The sequence below is a fragment of the Mycoplasmopsis agassizii genome (assembly GCF_002276225.1).
Classification (GTDB): Bacteria; Bacillota_I; Bacilli_A; order Mycoplasmatales; family Metamycoplasmataceae; genus Mycoplasmopsis_B; species Mycoplasmopsis_B agassizii_A.
This window is the reverse complement of record NZ_NQNY01000007.1, coordinates 1-19,407: the sequence shown is the minus strand read 5'-3', so window position 1 is coordinate 19,407 and position 19,407 is coordinate 1. Positions and strand designations below refer to the sequence as shown.

At 28.3% G+C, this 19,407-nt stretch carries 17 protein-coding genes and 6 tRNA genes; 19 read left to right on the top strand and 4 right to left on the bottom strand.

Features of this window, described 5'->3' with window-relative positions:
- The first annotated feature begins 18 nt into the window (after positions 1–18).
- From prfA to CJJ23_RS02580, 6 genes are all read left to right on the top strand, one after another.
- Positions 19–1,098, top strand: a complete 1,080-nt coding sequence (prfA, locus tag CJJ23_RS02610; protein ID WP_095334813.1) for a peptide chain release factor 1 — start codon at positions 19–21, stop codon at positions 1,096–1,098.
- Positions 1,098–1,805 carry a peptide chain release factor N(5)-glutamine methyltransferase gene (prmC, locus tag CJJ23_RS02605; RefSeq protein WP_095334812.1) on the top strand — a complete coding sequence of 236 codons (708 nt, stop codon included), beginning with the start codon at positions 1,098–1,100 and terminating at the stop codon, positions 1,803–1,805. The genes prfA and prmC overlap by 1 nt, the downstream gene beginning before the upstream one ends.
- Entirely contained in the window at positions 1,798–2,523 is a 726-nt protein-coding gene (locus CJJ23_RS02600; protein WP_095334811.1) for an ATP-binding cassette domain-containing protein, read from the top strand. Before prmC ends, CJJ23_RS02600 begins: the two co-directional genes overlap by 8 nt.
- Positions 2,523–4,232, top strand: a complete 1,710-nt coding sequence (locus tag CJJ23_RS02595; protein WP_095334810.1) for a hypothetical protein — start codon at positions 2,523–2,525, stop codon at positions 4,230–4,232. The genes CJJ23_RS02600 and CJJ23_RS02595 overlap by 1 nt, the downstream gene beginning before the upstream one ends.
- Before the next feature lie 197 nt (positions 4,233–4,429).
- Complete coding sequence (locus CJJ23_RS02585) at positions 4,430–5,407, top strand: MAGa3780 family membrane protein (protein WP_143823616.1); 978 nt, start codon at positions 4,430–4,432, stop codon at positions 5,405–5,407.
- A gap of 92 nt (positions 5,408–5,499) precedes the next feature.
- Positions 5,500–6,414: an MMOB4860 family gliding motility internal complex protein gene (locus CJJ23_RS02580; RefSeq protein ID WP_095334807.1), complete on the top strand. Its 915-nt coding sequence runs from the start codon at positions 5,500–5,502 to the stop codon at positions 6,412–6,414.
- Positions 6,415–6,521: 107 nt separating this feature from the next.
- Here CJJ23_RS02580 and CJJ23_RS02575 read toward each other — a convergent pair.
- Both CJJ23_RS02575 and CJJ23_RS02570 read right to left on the bottom strand, forming a co-directional pair.
- A tRNA-Cys gene (locus CJJ23_RS02575) sits at positions 6,522–6,595 on the bottom strand.
- A 12-nt stretch (positions 6,596–6,607) separates the two neighbouring features.
- Positions 6,608–7,417 (bottom strand): Cof-type HAD-IIB family hydrolase, encoded by an 810-nt coding sequence (locus CJJ23_RS02570; RefSeq protein ID WP_095334806.1) that lies wholly within the window; start codon positions 7,415–7,417, stop codon positions 6,608–6,610.
- Between the two features lie 75 nt (positions 7,418–7,492).
- On the opposite strand from CJJ23_RS02570, the gene CJJ23_RS02565 reads away from it, so the two are divergent.
- Positions 7,493–8,206, top strand: coding sequence for a potassium channel family protein (locus CJJ23_RS02565; protein WP_084232240.1), 714 nt, complete (start codon positions 7,493–7,495; stop codon positions 8,204–8,206).
- A 1-nt stretch (position 8,207) separates the two neighbouring features.
- On the opposite strand, the gene CJJ23_RS02560 is transcribed toward CJJ23_RS02565, so the two are convergent.
- Positions 8,208–9,098 (bottom strand): TraX family protein, encoded by an 891-nt coding sequence (locus tag CJJ23_RS02560; RefSeq protein WP_095334805.1) that lies wholly within the window; start codon positions 9,096–9,098, stop codon positions 8,208–8,210.
- Positions 9,099–9,264: 166 nt separating this feature from the next.
- Between CJJ23_RS02560 and CJJ23_RS02555 the strand changes: the two genes are divergently transcribed.
- From CJJ23_RS02555 to secDF, 8 genes are all read left to right on the top strand, one after another.
- Positions 9,265–9,339 (top strand) — tRNA-Asn (locus tag CJJ23_RS02555).
- Between the two features lies 1 nt (position 9,340).
- A tRNA-Glu gene (locus CJJ23_RS02550) sits at positions 9,341–9,416 on the top strand.
- A gap of 5 nt (positions 9,417–9,421) precedes the next feature.
- A tRNA-Val gene (locus CJJ23_RS02545) sits at positions 9,422–9,497 on the top strand.
- A gap of 4 nt (positions 9,498–9,501) precedes the next feature.
- Positions 9,502–9,577, top strand: a tRNA-Thr gene (locus tag CJJ23_RS02540).
- 27 nt (positions 9,578–9,604) lie between these two features.
- Positions 9,605–9,689 (top strand) — tRNA-Leu (locus tag CJJ23_RS02535).
- Positions 9,690–9,875: 186 nt separating this feature from the next.
- Entirely contained in the window at positions 9,876–10,478 is a 603-nt protein-coding gene (gene ruvA, locus CJJ23_RS02530; RefSeq protein ID WP_095334804.1) for a Holliday junction branch migration protein RuvA, read from the top strand.
- Positions 10,444–11,415 (top strand): Holliday junction branch migration DNA helicase RuvB, encoded by a 972-nt coding sequence (gene ruvB, locus CJJ23_RS02525; RefSeq protein WP_318024410.1) that lies wholly within the window; start codon positions 10,444–10,446, stop codon positions 11,413–11,415. The genes ruvA and ruvB overlap by 35 nt, the downstream gene beginning before the upstream one ends.
- Positions 11,416–11,756: 341 nt before the next feature.
- Positions 11,757–14,348, top strand: a complete 2,592-nt coding sequence (gene secDF, locus CJJ23_RS02520) for a protein translocase subunit SecDF (RefSeq protein ID WP_095334803.1) — start codon at positions 11,757–11,759, stop codon at positions 14,346–14,348.
- 79 nt (positions 14,349–14,427) lie between these two features.
- Here secDF and rsmD read toward each other — a convergent pair whose 3' ends face one another.
- Positions 14,428–14,991 carry a 16S rRNA (guanine(966)-N(2))-methyltransferase RsmD gene (gene rsmD / locus CJJ23_RS02515; protein ID WP_095334802.1) on the bottom strand — a complete coding sequence of 188 codons (564 nt, stop codon included), beginning with the start codon at positions 14,989–14,991 and terminating at the stop codon, positions 14,428–14,430.
- A gap of 116 nt (positions 14,992–15,107) precedes the next feature.
- On the opposite strand from rsmD, the gene def reads away from it, so the two are divergent.
- From def to CJJ23_RS02495, 4 genes are all read left to right on the top strand, one after another.
- Positions 15,108–15,659, top strand: a complete 552-nt coding sequence (def, locus tag CJJ23_RS02510) for a peptide deformylase (protein WP_095334801.1) — start codon at positions 15,108–15,110, stop codon at positions 15,657–15,659.
- 117 nt (positions 15,660–15,776) lie between these two features.
- Entirely contained in the window at positions 15,777–16,724 is a 948-nt protein-coding gene (gene pheS, locus CJJ23_RS02505; RefSeq protein WP_095334800.1) for a phenylalanine--tRNA ligase subunit alpha, read from the top strand.
- A gap of 7 nt (positions 16,725–16,731) precedes the next feature.
- Positions 16,732–18,885, top strand: a complete 2,154-nt coding sequence (locus tag CJJ23_RS02500; RefSeq protein ID WP_095334799.1) for a phenylalanine--tRNA ligase subunit beta — start codon at positions 16,732–16,734, stop codon at positions 18,883–18,885.
- Positions 18,886–18,894: 9 nt separating this feature from the next.
- Positions 18,895–19,293, top strand: a complete 399-nt coding sequence (locus tag CJJ23_RS02495; RefSeq protein WP_095334798.1) for an RpiB/LacA/LacB family sugar-phosphate isomerase — start codon at positions 18,895–18,897, stop codon at positions 19,291–19,293.
- Positions 19,294–19,407 lie beyond the last annotated feature (114 nt).

Here is a 19,407-nt window from a genome sequence, read left to right as displayed (position 1 = left end):
ATATAATAGAGAATAACTATGGAAAAATCAATGTACAACTCGCTTAAAGAAATTTATAGCAAATATCAAGAATTAAATAAATTATTAGAAGATCCTGAAACTGTCAACGACATTAAGAAATACAATAAAGTTTCTCGTGATCTATCTAACCTAAAAGATATTGCTGATACTTTCAGCAAATATCTAGATTATGAAAAAAAAATAACTGAAGCCAAAGAAATTCTCGAAATCATGGATGATCCTGAATTAATTGCTTTAGCTAAAAAGGAAATTACTGAGTTAGAACCTCAATTAGAAACACTTACAGAAGAATTAACCATTCTTTTATTACCTAAAGATGAAAGAGATAGTTTAAACGTTTTAATGGAAATTAGAGGTGCTGCAGGTGGCGATGAAGCCAACATTTTTGCAGGTGACCTATTTGACATGTATAAAAAATGAGCAGTCAATAACGAAATGAGTGTTTCAGTTATTGACAGAAGTTATGCAGCAAATGGTGGCTTTACTTTAATTTCCTTATCAATTTCAGGTGAAAGAGCTTATTCAAAATTAAAATTTGAATCAGGTGTTCATCGTGTACAACGCATTCCAGTAACTGAAACTCAAGGAAGAGTACATACTTCAACTGCAACAGTTACTGTAATGCCTGAAATTGATGATGATATTGAAATCGAAATTAATCAAGCAGATTTAAGAATTGATACTTATCGTTCATCAGGTCCAGGAGGTCAATCTGTTAATACAACTGATTCAGCTGTGCGTATTACGCATATTCCAACAGGTGTTGTTTCTGCTTCGCAAGAAGGTAAAAGTCAAATTGCTAATAAGGAATTAGCAATGAAACTTTTAAAATCAAAACTTTATGATTTAGAACTTAGAAAAAAACAAGAAGAAGAAAATAAATTTAGAAAATTAGCTGGTTCAGGAGCACGTAGTGAAAAGATTAGAACTTATAACTATCCCCAAGATCGTGTAACTGATCATCGTATTAATTTTAGTTCATCTTTAAAGTCAATTATGTCTGGTAAATTACAAATGATTATTGATAATTTACTTGCAGAAGAAAAAGCAGAATTAATTAAAGAAGCAAATTTATAATGGATCGCAGGCAACTACTTTTACTAGAAAAAAAGCGTTATCAACTTGAAGAAAAAATTTCTGAAAAAGAATTAAAAATGTTAGCAGATAATGTTCCTATTCAAAAAATTATTGGTTATTTAGAAATGGCAAATGTGACTATTAATTTAGACCATCATGTTTTAATCCCTAGATATGAAACTGAAGAATTAATTATTTTAATTAAGGAAAAAATTAAAAATATAAATTCAATTTTAGATATAGGAACAGGTTCAGGTTTCATTGCTTTAGCACTTGCTAAAATTTATTCCAATGCTTTAATTGATGCAGTTGATATTAGTGATGAAGCTTTAAAACAAAGTCAAAAAAATGCACTTTTAAATGACATTAAAAATGTACATTTTTTTAAAAGTAATGTTTTTGAAAATGTTTCAAAAACATATGATTTAATTGTTGCTAATCCACCTTATTTAATACTTGAAGATATACCTGATAAAACTATTTTAGAACATGAACCTGAAGTTGCTTTAATTGCAAAAGATGATGGTCTAGAAGTTTATAAAAAGATTTTAAAAGACTATGATAAATATTTAAATAAAGATGGATGATTATTTTTTGAAATTAATCACAGACATAGCAATTTTTTTGTAAAATTTAATTTTAAAACTGTTAAAGATATTAATGGCAAAATTAGATTTGCTTATTATCAAAAAGGTGCTGATGCTTAAAATTTTAAATGCTTCATTTAAGTTACAAGATCAAAAAAATAATGTTTTAAAAAACATTAATTTTGAAATTGAAGAAGGACAAATAATTGCTATCGCAGATCGCAAAACTAGCGGTGAATCCGACTTTTTAAAGATCTTTTTGAAAGAATTAATTTTAAGTGAAGGCTTTATTTCTTACAAGGGACATGACTTTGAAAAGTTAAGTAAAAATGTCAGATTAGAATATTGAAAAAGCATTCATTATTCTTCTAATTTAACATATGCATTAGAGTATGAAACAGTTTATGAAGAACTGCAAAGATGAATTCCTAAAACTAAAACTATTCAGAAATTTTTTAGGTTAGTTGATGACGAACAAGATCGTAAAATTTATGATGTTTTAACGATGGTAGATTTAATTCCAAAAACATTTGCAATTACAAAAACATTAGATCCTACTTCTCGTGCAAAATTAGAATTAGGACAACTTTTAATCAGTGACAAAACATTTATTTTAGCAGATGATCCTACTTCATATATTGACTCAACTTTATCATCATGATACGTTGAAATGGTAAAAGATTATTGTCATAAAAATAAGGCAACAATGATTTTTGTTTCACGTGATTTAGATTTACTTAGAGATCATTTTGAAAACTTTTATTATTTAGATAATCGTAAATTAAGGAAAGCATCAAAGGCTGAATTTTTAAAATTAATTGAGGAAAATAAAATCTAATGAGGACAAAGGAATTTGTTCTTAATTTCTTCAAAAGTAGAAGGCGAAATCATAATTTAAGAAGAGGTATCTTTTTAAGTGTTTTTGTAATTACTTTTATTTTGGTAATAGTAAGTTTTATTGTAAATAAAGCAGAAATTTCACGAACTGGAATTAGTGAATTTTTTTATTCTTTTGAACAAATGGGTGCCTTATCAAATTCATCTGATTCATCTTCAAATTTATTTTTTAGTAGTTGACATTTTATTATCATTACACTTTTATATAGTATTTCAGGAACATTTTTAGGTTATATTTTTTCCTTCTTTTCAGTGTATTTAGCCGCTAATAATTTACAAAGAAAAATAGTTTCAAATATGACTAAAACATTTATTTATGCAAAGATGTTATTACCTTTTATTTTAATTGCTTTCTTATATTCAAAGCAACTTAATCCGTTTTTGGGAACAATCTTTTTTGTTTGATGAGTTAGTTGAATTTATCTTCATAATTCACTTTTACCTATAATTGAAAAAGTAGAAGTCAGAAAGTTTTATTCACAAACTTTGAAATTGGAAAATAGTTTTATTGTCTATTTAAAAATACATCGTTATAAAGCATTCGAAATATACGTACAAATTTTTCAAAGAATAGAATGAATGACAAGATTTACTTCATTTATGCCTGTTTTAGGAGTTATTCATGCAGCTGATTTAGTAAGAGGTTTTGTTTCTGGCGAAAATAAAAACTATGCAGTTGTCGGAGTACCTTTAATTATTTTACTTGTGGCATATATTTTGCTTGAATTAGCCATTATCAAAATTGTTAAATGAGGATTATTTAGACAAAGAGATGATCTTCATTTTCAAAACATAAGAAGAAAATTAATTAATGTGCAAATCATCGAGTTTTTTATTTTTTCATTTTTCTTGATTACAACTTTTGCTTGTTTAGTTTATGGCTTTAATACGACAACAACTGAGCAATGATCTAATTATTCTTATTCGGTATCAACTATTTTTAATGCTTCATCATGAGATAACTTTAATATCGAAACAGTTGCAACACATATTTTTTCGGCCTATTCACAGTTACTTGCTTCGATTGCAATGGCATTAATTTTTGGAACACTTTTTGGAATTTTAATTTCCAAACAAACAAAAACAATATACTTAAGAAGATTCTTAAAATTAATAGTTTATTTTTTTAGAGTAATGCCAACGGTTGTTTTGTTCTTTTTAATTAGACCTATTTTTACTAATACTTTTACTACAGCAATTTTTGCGATCGCAATTGTTCAGTCAAATGGTTTAGCAATTGCAATTAGAAATGCAATTGATGGTTTTGATGAAAATAAATTAAAAAACATCAGAATTATCAGACGTGGTTTTAACAGATTATATGTAACTTATTATTATGTTTTTCCTAGCATAAAACATGTCATAGTTTCATGAGCAGCACCTGTTATTATGTATGAGATGTTTCAGCAATTTACAATCATGTCGCAATTTCAAGCATCCTATATTGGACTAACTTATTTAACTGCAGGTGCAGGTGATCCAACAATTTTAAATAATGCTTTGCCTCAAGTTGTAATTTTTGCAATTGGTGCAGCAGGTATTATTTTAATCGGAAAAGGTATTTCATATTTCTTTAGAAACAAAACTTTAAAAATGCCTTTTCATAAAAATATATATACAAGAGAATTCTTCTTTGAAAAACCTTATTAATTATTTATGGATAGTAAATTATTTTCAAATGATTTTACTCAGTAAATTAATTAATCTAAAAAGTGTCTAAAAGTGCCTGTTTTAGGCATTTTTGCTTACTTTTTTAATTTTTATAAAACAAATTTAATAAAATTAAACCATTCAGATTATTTTAAAAAAGTTTTTAGATTTTTTTAAAAATCGCTATCATTAGTAGCATGAACAAACAAATTTTAAATAGTGATAACGGAAGTAGAGTGTGATACAAACATGAATTATTTTCGATATCATCTTGAAATCTGAAATTTACAGTTACAGATTTATTAATTTTATTTTTTTCTTTATTTGGTTTTATATGAACCATGACAAGAGCAGCAATGCCACCAGTTGTAAATAATTTAGAACATGAATTACAACAACTAGTAGGACAAGGTTATAGTTTTTTACATTTTACTACTCAGTCAAATTTAATATTAGCAATCGCCATGTTTATTCTAATTTTTAGAAAAACAAATACTTCATATAATTGATATTTTGCAGCCGTAATTTGAATTTCAATTACCTTCATAATTTATTGATTATTACTTTCATGAAATAGTACAAACTGAAAAATTACCTTATCAGCTGTTGACAGTTTCTTAACACATTTTCTATTTCCAGTTTTTGGATTTATAGTTTTATTTTTTGTAAGAAAAGAATTTATTGTTTTAAGAAAAACCAGAATTATGATTCCCTTATATTTAACTGCATATTATATTTTTATGATCATCATGGCTTTTTCAACCTTAAATAATCCTACTTTAGTTGCAAACCATAACCAAGCAATTGCTAACTTAGGGGCAAACACAACTACAGAGCAAATTGCAGATGTTAATAAAAAATATTTAACTTATGTAGTAGTTTATGGATTTGCAAACCCATTCCAACCTTTATATATAAGTTCCTTAGGTTCTTCTGAAACTGCAGGAAAAATTATTGGAAGAGTTGCTATGCATTTAATAATGGTTTCTTTAATTTATATTTTACCAGCGTTTATTACACTATTTTTTGTTGGTGCATATTCAATCAAACATTACCGTTTATTTAAGAAAGAAAAAACTGATAAACGTTTTAAAGTTTGCAAGTTCACTAAGAAGGATGAACTAATTTTAAACCAGATTTCATTCAGAAAAGCAAACAAAAAAATGCCTGCTTAAAATCAGTCATTTTTTTATATAATTTTTAGTTTTAATTTATAATTAAAACCAAGATAAAATAAAAAATTTTCAAATTTAAAAAAAGGAAAGAAATGAATAACAAAAAGCAATTTTTTAATCAATACGGGCAACCAGTTGAACAACCTAACGTAAACAACCAAATAAATCAAGGGCAAGCATACCAACAACAGCCTCAAAATTTTTCACAAACTCAATACATTAGAAATCAACAAGCTCAACAACCACAGTTCCAGCAACAAGGTCAATTTCCACAACAACCACAACCTTATGCTCAACAAGGGCTACAACCACAACACCAAACTATGCAACAACAATTTGATTTTGTAGCACAAAATCAAGTTCCTGTAAGTCAAGCACAACAACCAAACCAAGTGCCAACTCAAACATGAACATATGCACAGCCTAATCCAAATCAAACTCAACAAGGTGATTTTCAAAATCAACCTCAAGTTTATGATAATCAAAATCAACAACAACATGGACATCATCATGCAACTGTAAGTCAAACTTATACAACAAGACAGCAAGCATTAACTACAACTCAAATGTACATGATGACTTCACCTTTTACTTATCCAGATAATAACCTTGTTTACATTCCACCTAAACAGCAAGCGCCTGCACCTGTGCAACCTAAACCTCAAGTTGTTGAACAAGAATTTCGTTTAGATGTATCTCACTTACCGATGCCTTTGAATCCACTACCAAATAGTAATTCAAACGCATACTACAACGAATTTCATAAAACTGGCTACATTCCTGCACCTAATCCAAATCCTGAAAGACAACCAAATCCATTCTTTCAACAACAATATGTAACTCAACAATTTGACTTTATGCCTGAAACTAACCAAGCACCTAAGTCACAAATTCAAGTTAAAATTGCTCAATTAGACCAATTACTAGCAAACAATATGATCACTCCTGAAGCATATACAAAACGTAAACAAAGTCTAATTGACCAAGAATTAAATGGTGATTTCTAATACCTAAAAGTCCCTAAAATGGGGCTTTTTTGATTACTTTTAAGTAATAAAAAACTAGTTTTAGATTTGCTAAAACTAGTTTTTTATATTGGTGCAATATTTGCAAATGGAGGCACCAACCGGACTCGAACCGGCAGTCAAGGTGTTGCAGACCAATGCTTTGCCATTTAGCTATGGTGCCGTAATAAAAATCTTACTTGATTTTTGCGTAAAATTCATTATTTTTTATAATCTTTGCAACTCCAGATTTTTTGTGATTTGGACCGACATAATCAACTAACTTTAAAAACGATTCATTTGAATCGCTCATTGCAATTAGTTTGCCCACATAGTTTTTAGCACTATAATCATTCAAGGAATCGCCAATATGAACTGCGTTTTCTTTATCAATTTGATATTTTTGCAAAACATATTCAATTGCTAAACCTTTAGAAGCTTCTTTACTTGTGATCTCAATCACACGATCTTTATAACTGGTTGCAATTGAAATATCTAAGTTTAGAGCTTTTAAATCACTAACTATTTTTTGAATTTTCTTCTTTGAAAAAGAGAAGATATTGTACTTATGAACGACTGGGTAAAAAGTGTTTAAAGCTTTCATGGGTAAGATTTTCGTTCCGATTAGAAAAAATAGTGGATACAAGTAATATTTTCCTGTGTGAACTCATTTTTTAATCAAACTGTTTAAGACAACAAAAGGTTTTGTTTTAATAAAATAGTCATTTAAGGCATTAACTGCTGCAGATGAAATTCTTGATTCTTTAACGATTTTGCCATCCATCATGATGATAGCACCATTCATAAAAATGGCATCTTTAACATTGGTTGAATTAATAATTCACATCGTGTTAATTGTCATGTTGCGACCTGTAGCAAAAATTACTTTTTTGCCTTGCTTTAGCGCCTGCCTGACGCTTTGTTTATTTGCACTCGAGACATTTTTATGCCCTATGTCGACATACGTACCATCTAAGTCAATAAAATATGCTTCAATTTCTTTCATAAATATCTATTATAAATGATATACCTCATTTATAATGATAAAGTTAAATTAAAGTTAAAATATGTAAGGAAACTTATGATCAAATATAAAAAAGATATCGGAATTATTGGCTTAGGGCGTTTTGGCTCATCAGTAGCCAAACAACTTCGCAGTATGCAACGTTCAATTGTTTTAATTGATAACGATGAAATTAATTTAAGACCTTGAGCAAATCAAGTTACATCAGCTTATATTGCTGATGCAACTGATATTGAAGCCTTAAAAAAATTAGGAGTTCATAACTTAGAAACAGTTATTGTAGCTGCTCCTGATAATATCGAGATTGTTGCTTCACTACTTGAAATTAATGTTAAACATATTATTGCACGTGCCACAAGCATTAAGCATGCTCGTGTTTTAAAACAAATTGGTGTTGACCAATATGTTTTACCTGAAGAAGAAGCTGGAATTAGAACTGCTTTAATTGCAGGGAGTGATAGTTTTATTAAATATAGTAAAAATATGACCGAGATGGGTGGAGGTTTTGTTATGACTTCGACTCAATTATTTAATAATAAAATTGAAAATAAACCAGTTAAAGAACTTAACTTAACAAAAAGGGGCATCAGTATTGTGCTGATTAAATCAGGTGGAGTTACTAAGATTCCTACTGGTGATACAATATTAAAAAAAGGTGATCTAATCACCTTAATCGGACCTCTTGATGTAATTAACGACATTTTTGAAATCTTTAATAAAGAAAACCAAGCAACTGCTAAAAGTAATGAATTCAAAGATACAGTTGAATAATTTAAAATGAAAAAACTGTTAATGCAGGGATGATAAAACTCAAAGCATAAGCAGATAAAAACCAAATATTTAAAACCATATTTTTATATGGTTTTATTTTTGAATAAACTAAAAATAAAGGAATAGTAAATAAAGCATATCACTGCGTATTACCCATTGTTTGTAAAAAACCGATGAATAAAACAGAAATAATTAGAAAAAGTGCAATAAAAGCGACTTTAAAGAAGATAAATCAGTTTTTTGAATTTAGTTTTTTAGCATAGTAGAAACTAAAATATGAAGCTAAAATTAATAAATATCCATAAGTTGAATAGTCAATTGTGATGTTTAATAAATTATTATTAACGATTACACTTGTATTTAAAAAGTCAATTAGTAAAAATGGAACTAATAAAATTAAGGCTAAAGCAAAACCTGCAATATTATTTTTATAATGAACATAGCCCACTAAAGTTCCGAAAAATAAAGTGAACATGATATTAAAATAAAAAGGACCTAAACCAGTATTTCTATTAACTGTAAAATAAAAAATAATTATAAATAATTGGATGATAACACCAATGACTAAGAATCTTAATACGTAGTAAAGTTTGCGATTAGAAAAGTTAACACCTACTCCTGCTAAGAAGGCGAAGATTGGAAAAGCAAGCCTTCCCACAATTCGAAATCAAACTTCAGAAGGTCTAGCAATTAAGCCTGCATGATCGATAAACATTGTAAAAACTGCAATTCAGCGTAAAACATTTGAAGATAAAAACTCTCAACTAAAATTATTTAAATCAAACTTAATTAAATTTTTGGTTGAACTAAGAAACGCAACCTTAAAGTTTTGATTTGATGTTTTAAATTTTTCACTTCATGATTTTTTATTATTCAGATTGACATTTGACATAAAATTAATTATATTGTTTTTTGTTAATATTGACTGAATTTTAATTTTTTGAAGCCAAAAAATTACTCCAAAAAACGCTTTAAAAAAATCTCAATTTTTTTATTTTGTTCTGACAAAAGTGTATATAATAAAAAGGCTAAAAAATAGCATCTCTTCAAGCAATCTTGCCGATTTAGCTCAGTGGCAGAGCAGCTGGCTGTTAACCAGTTGGTCACAAGTTCAAATCTTGTAATCGGCGCCATGGCCTATTGGTGAAGCGGTCAACACACATGGTTTTCATCCATGCATTCACGGGTTCGAGTCCCGTATAGGTCACCATTAATGGGGGTTTAGCTCAGCTGGGAGAGCAACAGCCTTACAAGCTGTGGGTCGTGGGTTCGAGCCCCTCAACCCCCACCATTATGCCGACTTAGCTCAGCAGGCAGAGCAACTGACTTGTAATCAGTAGGTCGTAGGTTCGATTCCTATAGTCGGCACCATATAGCGTTAAGCTACCATCTCTACAAGCGCGAGTGGTGAAATTGGCAGACACGCTGGTTTTAGGCACCAGTGCTTTGCGGCGTGAGGGTTCAAGTCCCTCCTCGTGCACCATATCATTTAAAATGACCAAACCAAAAGCAACCTGAAAAGGTTGTTTTTTTATTTTTGAATTTACAAAAATAATCTAGCAAAAAAGTAGTGCCACTTTTTTGCACTTTGTCATTTTTCTTTATTACTAAGGTGAGATAAAGGGAGGTTATCTCAAAGATCTTTAAATAAAAATAAATAAGGAAAAATATGATTTTATATAAATTTGGCAAAATTGTCCACCAAAATGGTGAAAATATTATTTACGAAGCGGCAGAAAACGCCTATTCAATTAAGGTAAATCCTAATTCAAAATGAGCTCTTGATGTTTCAAGTAAGTTGTACATTTATGAGCATCGCACTGAATATAGCGAACAACTTTATGGTTTTAAAACCTTTCGTGAAAGGGTTTTATTTGCTGATTTAATCAGTATTAGTGGCATTGGTCCTAAGATTGCTTTTTCAATTTTAAATGAAGGATGAGAAAAAGTTGCAGCCATGATTGTTGAGAAAAATATTGACTTACTTTCAGTTATTCCCTATGTTAATGCTAAAGTTGCAAACACAATTATTTTCACTTTAGAAAAGAAAATGCTGAAAATGATTGACCGAGAAAATGCTCGAGAACAAATCAATGTGATGACTACTTCGCAGCAAGAAATTAATGAACTAGAAACTTCATTAAAAGTTTTAGGTTATCAAAAACGGCAAATCAAATACGCCCTTGATCATATCGATGCAGGAGGTAGCCTTGAAGAATTAATTGAAAGAGCAATTGTTGCAATTAGCCAAGCACCAGAATTTAGAAATTAGACCAACATCTTTTAAACAATATATTGGTCAAGAAAAAATTAAAAATACATTAAAAATTATGATTGGATCTTCCCAGATTCAAAACAAAGTCTTGCCCCATATTTTATTATATGGGGCACCAGGTTCAGGAAAAACTACACTTGCAAATGTGATTGCAAAAGAAAGTGGCATGAAAATTTATTACTCACAGGGTTCTTTATTTGAGAAAAAAGCAACCTTATTGAGTGTTTTAACAGCAATTGAAGAAAATACAATTCTTTTTATTGATGAAATTCATTCTTTACCTAAAAATATTGAAGAAATGCTCTATTCAGTGATGGAGGATTTTGTAATCGATATTGTTTTAGGTGTTGATAGTAATTCAAAAGTTGTCAGAATGAAAGTTAAACCATTTACTTTAATCGGAGCAACTACTAAATTAGAAATAATTTCTAAACCACTACGTGATCGTTTTGGCTTTTTAAGCAAAATGGTTACTTATCAACTTAGTGATATTAAAAAAATTATTAAGAATAATGCAAAAATTATTAAGATAGATTTGGATGAAAACAATATCGATTACATTGCAGAATATTCACAGCTTACACCTAGAATTACTAATAATTTGCTAGCAAGAATTAAAGACTATGTAGTCTTTAATAAACTAGAAAATTTAAATCATAAAATCTTAAGTAAGATTTTTGATTATTTAGGTCTTTATGAATTTGGACTGAATGAAGAGCATTTAAAATACTTACAAACACTGAGTGAAAGTTTTAAAAATAAATATGTTTCACTAGATGTTTTGGCAGGTCTTTTAAACAGTTCAAAAGAAAGTATTACTCAAGAAATTGAGCCAGCTCTTTTAAATTTTAAACTAATTAATAAAACAATTCGCGGTCGCCAACTTACTCAACAAGGAGAAAAATACTTAGAAAGAAATATTTCTAAACAATAAATTTGTCTATAAAACTTCACTAAGTTATAAAGTTATTCCAAAAACATCTCAAAAAGTTTAAAACTTTCTTTATCTAAACGATTTCTAGAAAGCAGAATTTTCTTCTAGATGCAGTTTTCAACTATCAAAAACACTAGTTTTTGTACTTTTAAGAAGAATTCTCTATCCAAAAAGGGTAAAGAAAGGTTTTCGTACTCTCAAAAATCAGTAATTGAAAGGTCAAATTTACAACTTGATTTTTCAATTATTTTTTATTATTTAATTTTTGCTATATCTTTTTATGTGCTCTATAATTTAAAAACAAATCACTGATATCAAATTAAGAAAACAAGGAGTTAGTTTTGAAGAAATTTTTCAAGAAAATTTTTCACTGAAGTAATCCCAGAAGATTTTTTACATTAATCTTTTCATTATTAGCTTCAATCTTAATAGTAACCCTTGGATCAGTTTTATATTTAAAAGATAATACAAGAACTTCAATTGATTATAGTAGTGGTGCACAAGTTACTGCTCAGGCTTATGATAGCGAAGGACAAAAAGCAGATAATGAATTAAGTGTTTCGATCGCTCAGAATTTAAACGACCGTTTAACTTCTGGAACTGGTTTAGCAGGTGTTAATATTTCCTTACTAGGTAATGGAGTGATTGAAGCAACTGATTCACGAGTTACAAATAATGATGAGCTTACTTTATTTGCCAATACAATTGTTAATAAGCCAACTTTTATAGTGACTGATACAAATGGAGTGCCACTTTTTATTGATGGACAAGCAAATTCTAGTTTAACAAAATTAGATTATCAAAATCCTAGTGAAATCGAATGAAGTCGCTATCAAGTGCCAATCAAAGCTTCATCAGCAACCACACAATTAGCAAATGATGGAACAACCAATATTATTGCAGAATTTGAATCATCAACTGCTGCTACTCAGTGAACCCAAATTACTTTAACTAAAATGCAAGATACAACTAATAAAAATGTTGTCTTTTGATTTAACTTAGAAGAATTTGTCAGACAAGCAAATTTAAGCCAAAATCAAGCATCGTTTGCAAGCGTTAACTATAACCCTTACAACTTTGCTTTTGTTAAGAATAGCCCAACTTCAACTATTAATAACGCTACCGTTAATAATAGTTTGAAACAAGTTGAAATTGATGCTAGTTCATATTTAATTGCAACTAAAGAAATTACTAATTTTGAAAATTCAACTAACTTATTAATTAATGCAGCAATGACTGCAACAGTGGCAAAGCAATGAGCTTTTGACATTAACGCTTCAACAGTTAATTACTCTTTAGAAAAAATTTCACAGCAATTTATTAATGCTTTAAACGGGTCAGATGCTTTTAATAATGTTAAATATGCTTTGATTATAGCCTTTAGTTTAGTCGCTGTTTTTATGGTTTTAAACTATGGAGTGCTAGGTGTAATTGCCATGATTGCAACTGCTTTATTCTTATTTGTAACGATGGCTGTTTTTACAGCGTTAAATGGAGAATGAAGCGAAGCTTCAATTATTGGACTACTAGTTGGAAGTGCAATGGCTTTATCAACAAGTATTATGCTCTTTGAAAAAATCAAACAGCAAGTCGGCACGGGGGATACACTCAAGAAGGCTTATAAAACGAGTGCTTCGAATATCTTCTTAAGTCTACTTGACTACAATTTAATTGCCATAATTATTGCTGCAGTTCTATTTTACTTTGGTTTCAAAGTAATTAGAACTTACAGTTTAACGATGATTTTATCAATCATCTTTACATTACTGATCGCAGTTTTAGTAACAAGAATGGCAACCAGGTTAGTCGTTGATAGTGAATATTTTGAAAACAAATTACACTTATTAGGAATTAGGAAGAAAACTGAGAAAACAACTAATTCAAAATTTTTGAAAAAAATAGTTTCCTTTAACTATTTAAAAAATGCAAAATGATTTAATCTAGCAATCGTTATTTTATTAATAGTTGGGGCAATTATTTTTGCAGCAATTGCAGGTGTTAACCAAGATGCTGCAACACCATTTAATCGCTCATTAGATTTTAGTGGTGGAACAAATATTGTAATCCAGCGTGATAGCGCGATGAATTTAGTTTTTGAACAAACATCTGCTAATCAACTAGTAAGCGAAATCAGAGCCTTGAATATTTTTAACCCAAGTGAAATTCAAAGTTTTGCAACAAATACTAACGGCTTAACTTATGCAGTTGTCATTAAAACTAAAAACTTAATTTCTGCAGAGAATTTAACTGTTTTAGACAATCTAGTTAATACTAATGCTGTTTCGAATTTAATTTTAAATTCTTCTCAGGTTACTTTATTAGAAGCACAAACTAATTTAACTAATATTGCAATTACTTTAGGAATTGCTTTTGCAGTTGTTTTTGGTTACTCATTTATTCGTTTAAGATGAACCTTTGCACTAGCTTTAATCTTAACAAATGTGATAGATATTGCATTATTAATTGCTTTCTTCTTAATCACAAGATTAGAAATTAATAACTACTTTATGGCAACTGTGGTAACTATCTTTGTTTATTCAGTCACAGATAAAATAACATTAGCTAACCGTGTTAAAACAGTTATTTACAATGAATTTTATAATGTCAAAATGGATAGTTTAACTATTAGAAATATTAGTAATACATCAATTAAAGAAAACTTTAAAAAATCATTAATTGTTACTTTCTTGTTAGTTGTTATTATGGTAGTTTTTAGTGCCTTTGCTAATGTAATTGATTACAACGCAGGCATTGGAATTATTATTTCTTTAGGAATTTCTCTATATACTTCTAACTTTACTTATATGTATATTTGATCTCATTTTGAGAACTGAAGACAAAAAGGAATTAGAAGAAGAGAACTTAATAATTTCTGAAGTTCAGGAAAAGTTGAAGAACAAGTTTTCTCTGGATTTAACGATTTTAATGCTTAATTTTAAGCATTAAAAATTGCACAAAAAAATAAGCACGATTTCATTTTCGTGCTTATTTTATTTGTCTTAATTTGAATAATTAATTATTCAAATGTAAGAAGATCATAACCTTAGAATTTGAGTAAGTTTTGATGTCTCTTTTTGAATTGATAACGACATATTTGTCAGGTATTTTTAATAATTCATTTTCAATTGTTTCAATTATCACCATGCCGTTTTTATTTAAAAAATCAAATTCAATAATTGTTTCTAAAACTTGATTCAATAATTCAACATCTTTAAAAGGTGGATCTAAATAAATAAAATCAACCTTAATTCCTCTTTTCATTCTTAAAAAACTTAGTGCATCAGTATGATAAAGATCAATATTATTAATTCCTAATTTATTGACATTATCTTGCAAAATAGAAAAAGCAATTTTATTTTTTTCAACAGCAATTGCCTTCATTGCATTACGACTAACTGCTTCAATTGGATTTGCACCTGAACCTGAAAAAAGATCTAAAAATATTTTTCCAGGTAACTTCGCTTGGATTTTTGAAAATGTCGCTTCACGCATTCTGTCACCTGTTGGTCTAGTAATTTCATAAGGAGGTGCTTCGATTTTTCGAGAGCGATATTTTCCTGCAATAATTCTTAACATGTTTTATATTTTACTTTCTTTTGGGCTTTTTAATTAGCTTTATCTAATTAAAAAATATTCAAGATATTTCAAAATAAAATTGCTTAAGATATAAAAACTTATTTATAATAATTTTTATGAAACTAGTAAATATTATTGAACTACCAGATAAGCGTTTAAGGCAAATTTCAAAAGAAGTTACTTGACCACTTAATGAAGCTAATAACAAACTTGCAGAAAGAATGATCAGACATATTGATAACAGCCAAACTGAAGGGACAAAATATCGCCCAGGAGTAGGTGTTGCTGCTGTACAATATGGAATTTTAAAAAGAATGTTTTACGTTAATGTTCCAAATGATTCTGATCCTAAAAACCCCTATTTTAGGGATGTTTTAATTAATCCAGTGGTTTTAGAAAAATCAATTGATTTGCAAGCTTTACATACAGGTGAAGGATGTTTAAGTGTTAATGAAAAACATCCAAATCAAGAGGGACTAATTAGAAGAAGTAGAAAAATAAAAGTGCAAGCATATTCATATTTTATGAATGGACTTTACGACTTTGAAGTTGAAGGTTATGTTGCCATTGTTTTCCAACATGAATTAGATCATCTTGATGGAAAATTATTTATCGATCATATCGATAAAAAAAGATTATGAAATGATGAAGGTGTCGAACTTTTATAAAATAATTTTTGATTTATGAAATCAAAAATAAAAAGTTTTTTAAATAAAAAAACAAATTCATTTTGTTTAAAAACAAAAATAAAATATATTATTAATTTCAAATAAGCAAGGAGTTTTATGAAAGAAAAATATAAAGATATAGTTACACTTGAAGAATTAAAACAATTCAAAGCAAGTGTCAATTCTGCTGAAGGTGAATTAGGAAAATTAAAATTAAGTTTAAGAAATGCACCTAATAATGAAAAAGCAGTACAAGGTAAATTACTTCAAGAAGCTAATAAAAAATATGAAGCAATTTATTTAGAAATTGAAGAACAAATTAGAGTGCATAATATTACTCTGAGAAATCAAAAATATCAAAGTGATATTTTTGCTGATAATGGACTTTATTATGGTAATCATCCAATCAGTTTAATTGCAAAAAGAATGCGACAATGATTTATGCAAAATGGATATTACACAGATGATAAAAGTGCAAAAGAAATTATTAGTGATGAACTTAATTTTGAAGCCTTAAATATTCCCCAAATGCATCCTGCAAGAGAAATGCAAGATTCTTTATACTTTGATGAAAAAACTTTATTAAGAACTCACAATACAGGATGAAGTGCAAATGAATTAAGAAAGAATAAAAACAAGGCATTTTCTCACTTTACAATTGGTGCAGTTTATCGTAATGATAGTGATGATCAAACTCATTCACATCAATTTAGTCAATGTGATTTTATATCAGTAGGACACGTTACTTTTAATGAATTAATTTACACTTTAAAAGGCTTTTTATCTTATGTAATTGAAGAAGAAGTTGAGATCAGATTAAGACCTTCATTTTTTCCTTTTACAGAGCCTTCTTGTGAAGTAGATATGTTTTATGAAGGTCGCTGAATTGAAGTTTTAGGTTCAGGAATTATTCATCCTAACGTAATGAAATATGCAGGCTATACAAACGGCATGAACGCTTTTGCTGCAGGTGTAGGACTTGAACGTTTAGCAATGATTAAGTACAAAATCGAAGACATCAGAGACTTATATAATAATGATTTAAGGTTTTTAAAAAACTTCTAGGAGCGATATGTTATTTTCGTATTTAAAATTAAAAGAACTTGCAGGTTTAGATAATTCTGTAACAATTGAAGATGTTAGCAAAGCAATTAACAGCATTGGTTTTGAAGTGGAGTCAATTAGTAGTTTTCAAAATGTTGAAGGCATTAAATTTGGACACGTTTTGAAAACCTATAAAAATCCTGAAGGTGACAATTTAACAGTTTGTGAAGTGCAATTTAATGACCAAGTCAGAATTATTCAAACAGCTGCAAAAAATGTTGTAGATGGTGCCTACTTAATGGCTTTTGTACCTGGATCAAAATTAAAAGGTACAACCATTGAAGCAAGAAAAATGAAGGGGATTGTTTCAGAAGGAATGATGGTTTCTTTTGCAGAATTAATCCCTAATGATACGCTTGCTAGAGAAGAACATAAAAACGGAATCTTATTAATTGATAAGATTGATTTAAACTTAGATCCTATTAAATATTACAAATTAGATGATCAAATTATTGACATTAAAATTCTTACAAATCGTAGCGATGCAAATTCATATTTAGTAATGGCTCAAGAACTTAGGGCATATTTTCAAGTTAATCAAAAACTTGAAAATAGTTCAAATAAATATGAATTAAATAAAAACTTAAAAGTAACTAAAAATGAAGTTGAAAATTTTGTTTTATTAAAAACAAAAGATAAATTTGGAATCACAATTGAAGAGCAAATTTTATTAGCTAAAAATAATATTAAATCAATTAATGATGTTGTTGATTTAACAAACCTATCTTTAATTATGACAGGAATGCCAACTCATGTGTACTACGAAAAAGATCTTCAAAATGTAAATATTTCTAATAGTAATGACAAGGTTGAAATTTTAGGAAATAAGGAAGTTAAATTAGATAATACTTTAGTAATTAAAAATAATAATGATGTTATTTCTTTAGCTGGTGTTATGGGAATTGAGAAATTTTCTGTTAAGGAAAGTAAAGGGCATAATTACATTTTTGAATTTGGAATTTTTGACAATAAAGCAATTAGAAAAAGTATGAATACAATTAAGCTTGAATCAAATGCTGGTCGCCAGTCTGCTAAAGAAATTTCAAAAGGAACCATGAACTTAGCAATTATTTTTGTTGCTAATAAATTTAATAATGATGTTCTTATTTCTGAAAATTTAGAACTCAAAAATAAGTCATTAAAATTCAAAATTGAAGATGTTTATTATTATCTTTCAGATAATCAAAAATATGATTTTAAAGATGCAATTAAATCATTAGAAATTTTAGGTTTTGAATTTAAAAATAATGAAGTTATAATTCCAACTTACCGCCATGATATTGAAAATACTCAAGACATGGTTGAAGAGATTTTAAGATTTTACGGGTATGAAAAAATTGTCGCAAATGCCCCAAAAGTGGCACCTTTCAGCATTCAAGAAGATATTGATAATTTCCTAGATGTTGTTCCTTCACTTGGCTATCAAGAAGTTAAAACATACTCGTTAATTTCAAAAGAAAAAAATATTTTTAATCCATTCAAATTTACAAAAGAGATGGTTTTACAAACCTTTGTTTCTAAAGAAAGAGAAGTAGTTAGAAACTCATTAATAAGTTCCTTTTTAGGTGTCATAGATTACAATGTAAAAAGAAAAATGGATAACGTTTCAATTTTTGAAATAGGAATTGTAAATAACTCAAAAAGAGTTATGGCTTTAGCTTCAAATCAATCTAGTTTTTTAAAATTAAAAAATGACTTAATCAGAATTTTTAGAAATTATGATTTAGTTTTTGAGCATCAAAAAGATGTTCTTGATTTTGCAAATAAAATAGAAAACTTGATTATTAAATCAAATAATAAAGTTGTTGGTTATATTGCTAGATTAGATGCTTCAATTAGTGAATATGATGTTGTCATTGCTGAAATTTTAATTGATGAAATTACTCCAAAAAAATATTCAAAAAATAGCTTTGATCTAAGCAAGCAATTAAAAGTTTATGATGTCAATTTTGAATTAGAATTAAATCAAAATTCAAAAGTTATTGAAACTAAGATTACAAGTTTAGAAAAAATCTTTGACTATAAAATAATTAGTGAATTTGAAAAAGAAGGTAAAAAAATAATTACTGTTAGAATATATAGTGAAGAAGATTATTCAAGTCTTCTTTTAAAAACAAATTAGGAGTATTTTATGGCAAAAAAGAAAATCATCATCGGTAATATTTCTCAAGGTTTAGAACTAAAAAAAGAAATTATTGATGAACTAGAAAAACGTGATTATGAGGTGGTTGATTTAGGTTCATATCCAAATGAAGATCGAGTTAATTCATACACAACCTTAGCAACTAAAATGAAAGATGCTATGAAGGACGAAGACATCATTTTTGGTGTTGGAGTTTGTGGCTCAGGACGTGGTGTTTTAGAGTATTTAACTGAACAAAAAGTTGAAAATGTTTTAAATATTAAGACTAATGAAACAGAAATCAAAACATCTATTCAAACTGAAAAACCAAAAATCATTACTTTGGGTGGAAAAACCCATAATTTAAAAAATTTTATTGATGCTTTAGATGAATTAGAGAAGCAATAAATACAAAAAATCTAGCAGTTTTTGGCTGTTAGATTTTCCTAGAGTGTTCTAATAACTGCAACTCTTACATTTTTATTTTAATGGACTTTCATTCGAAAGTTCATTTTTATTATT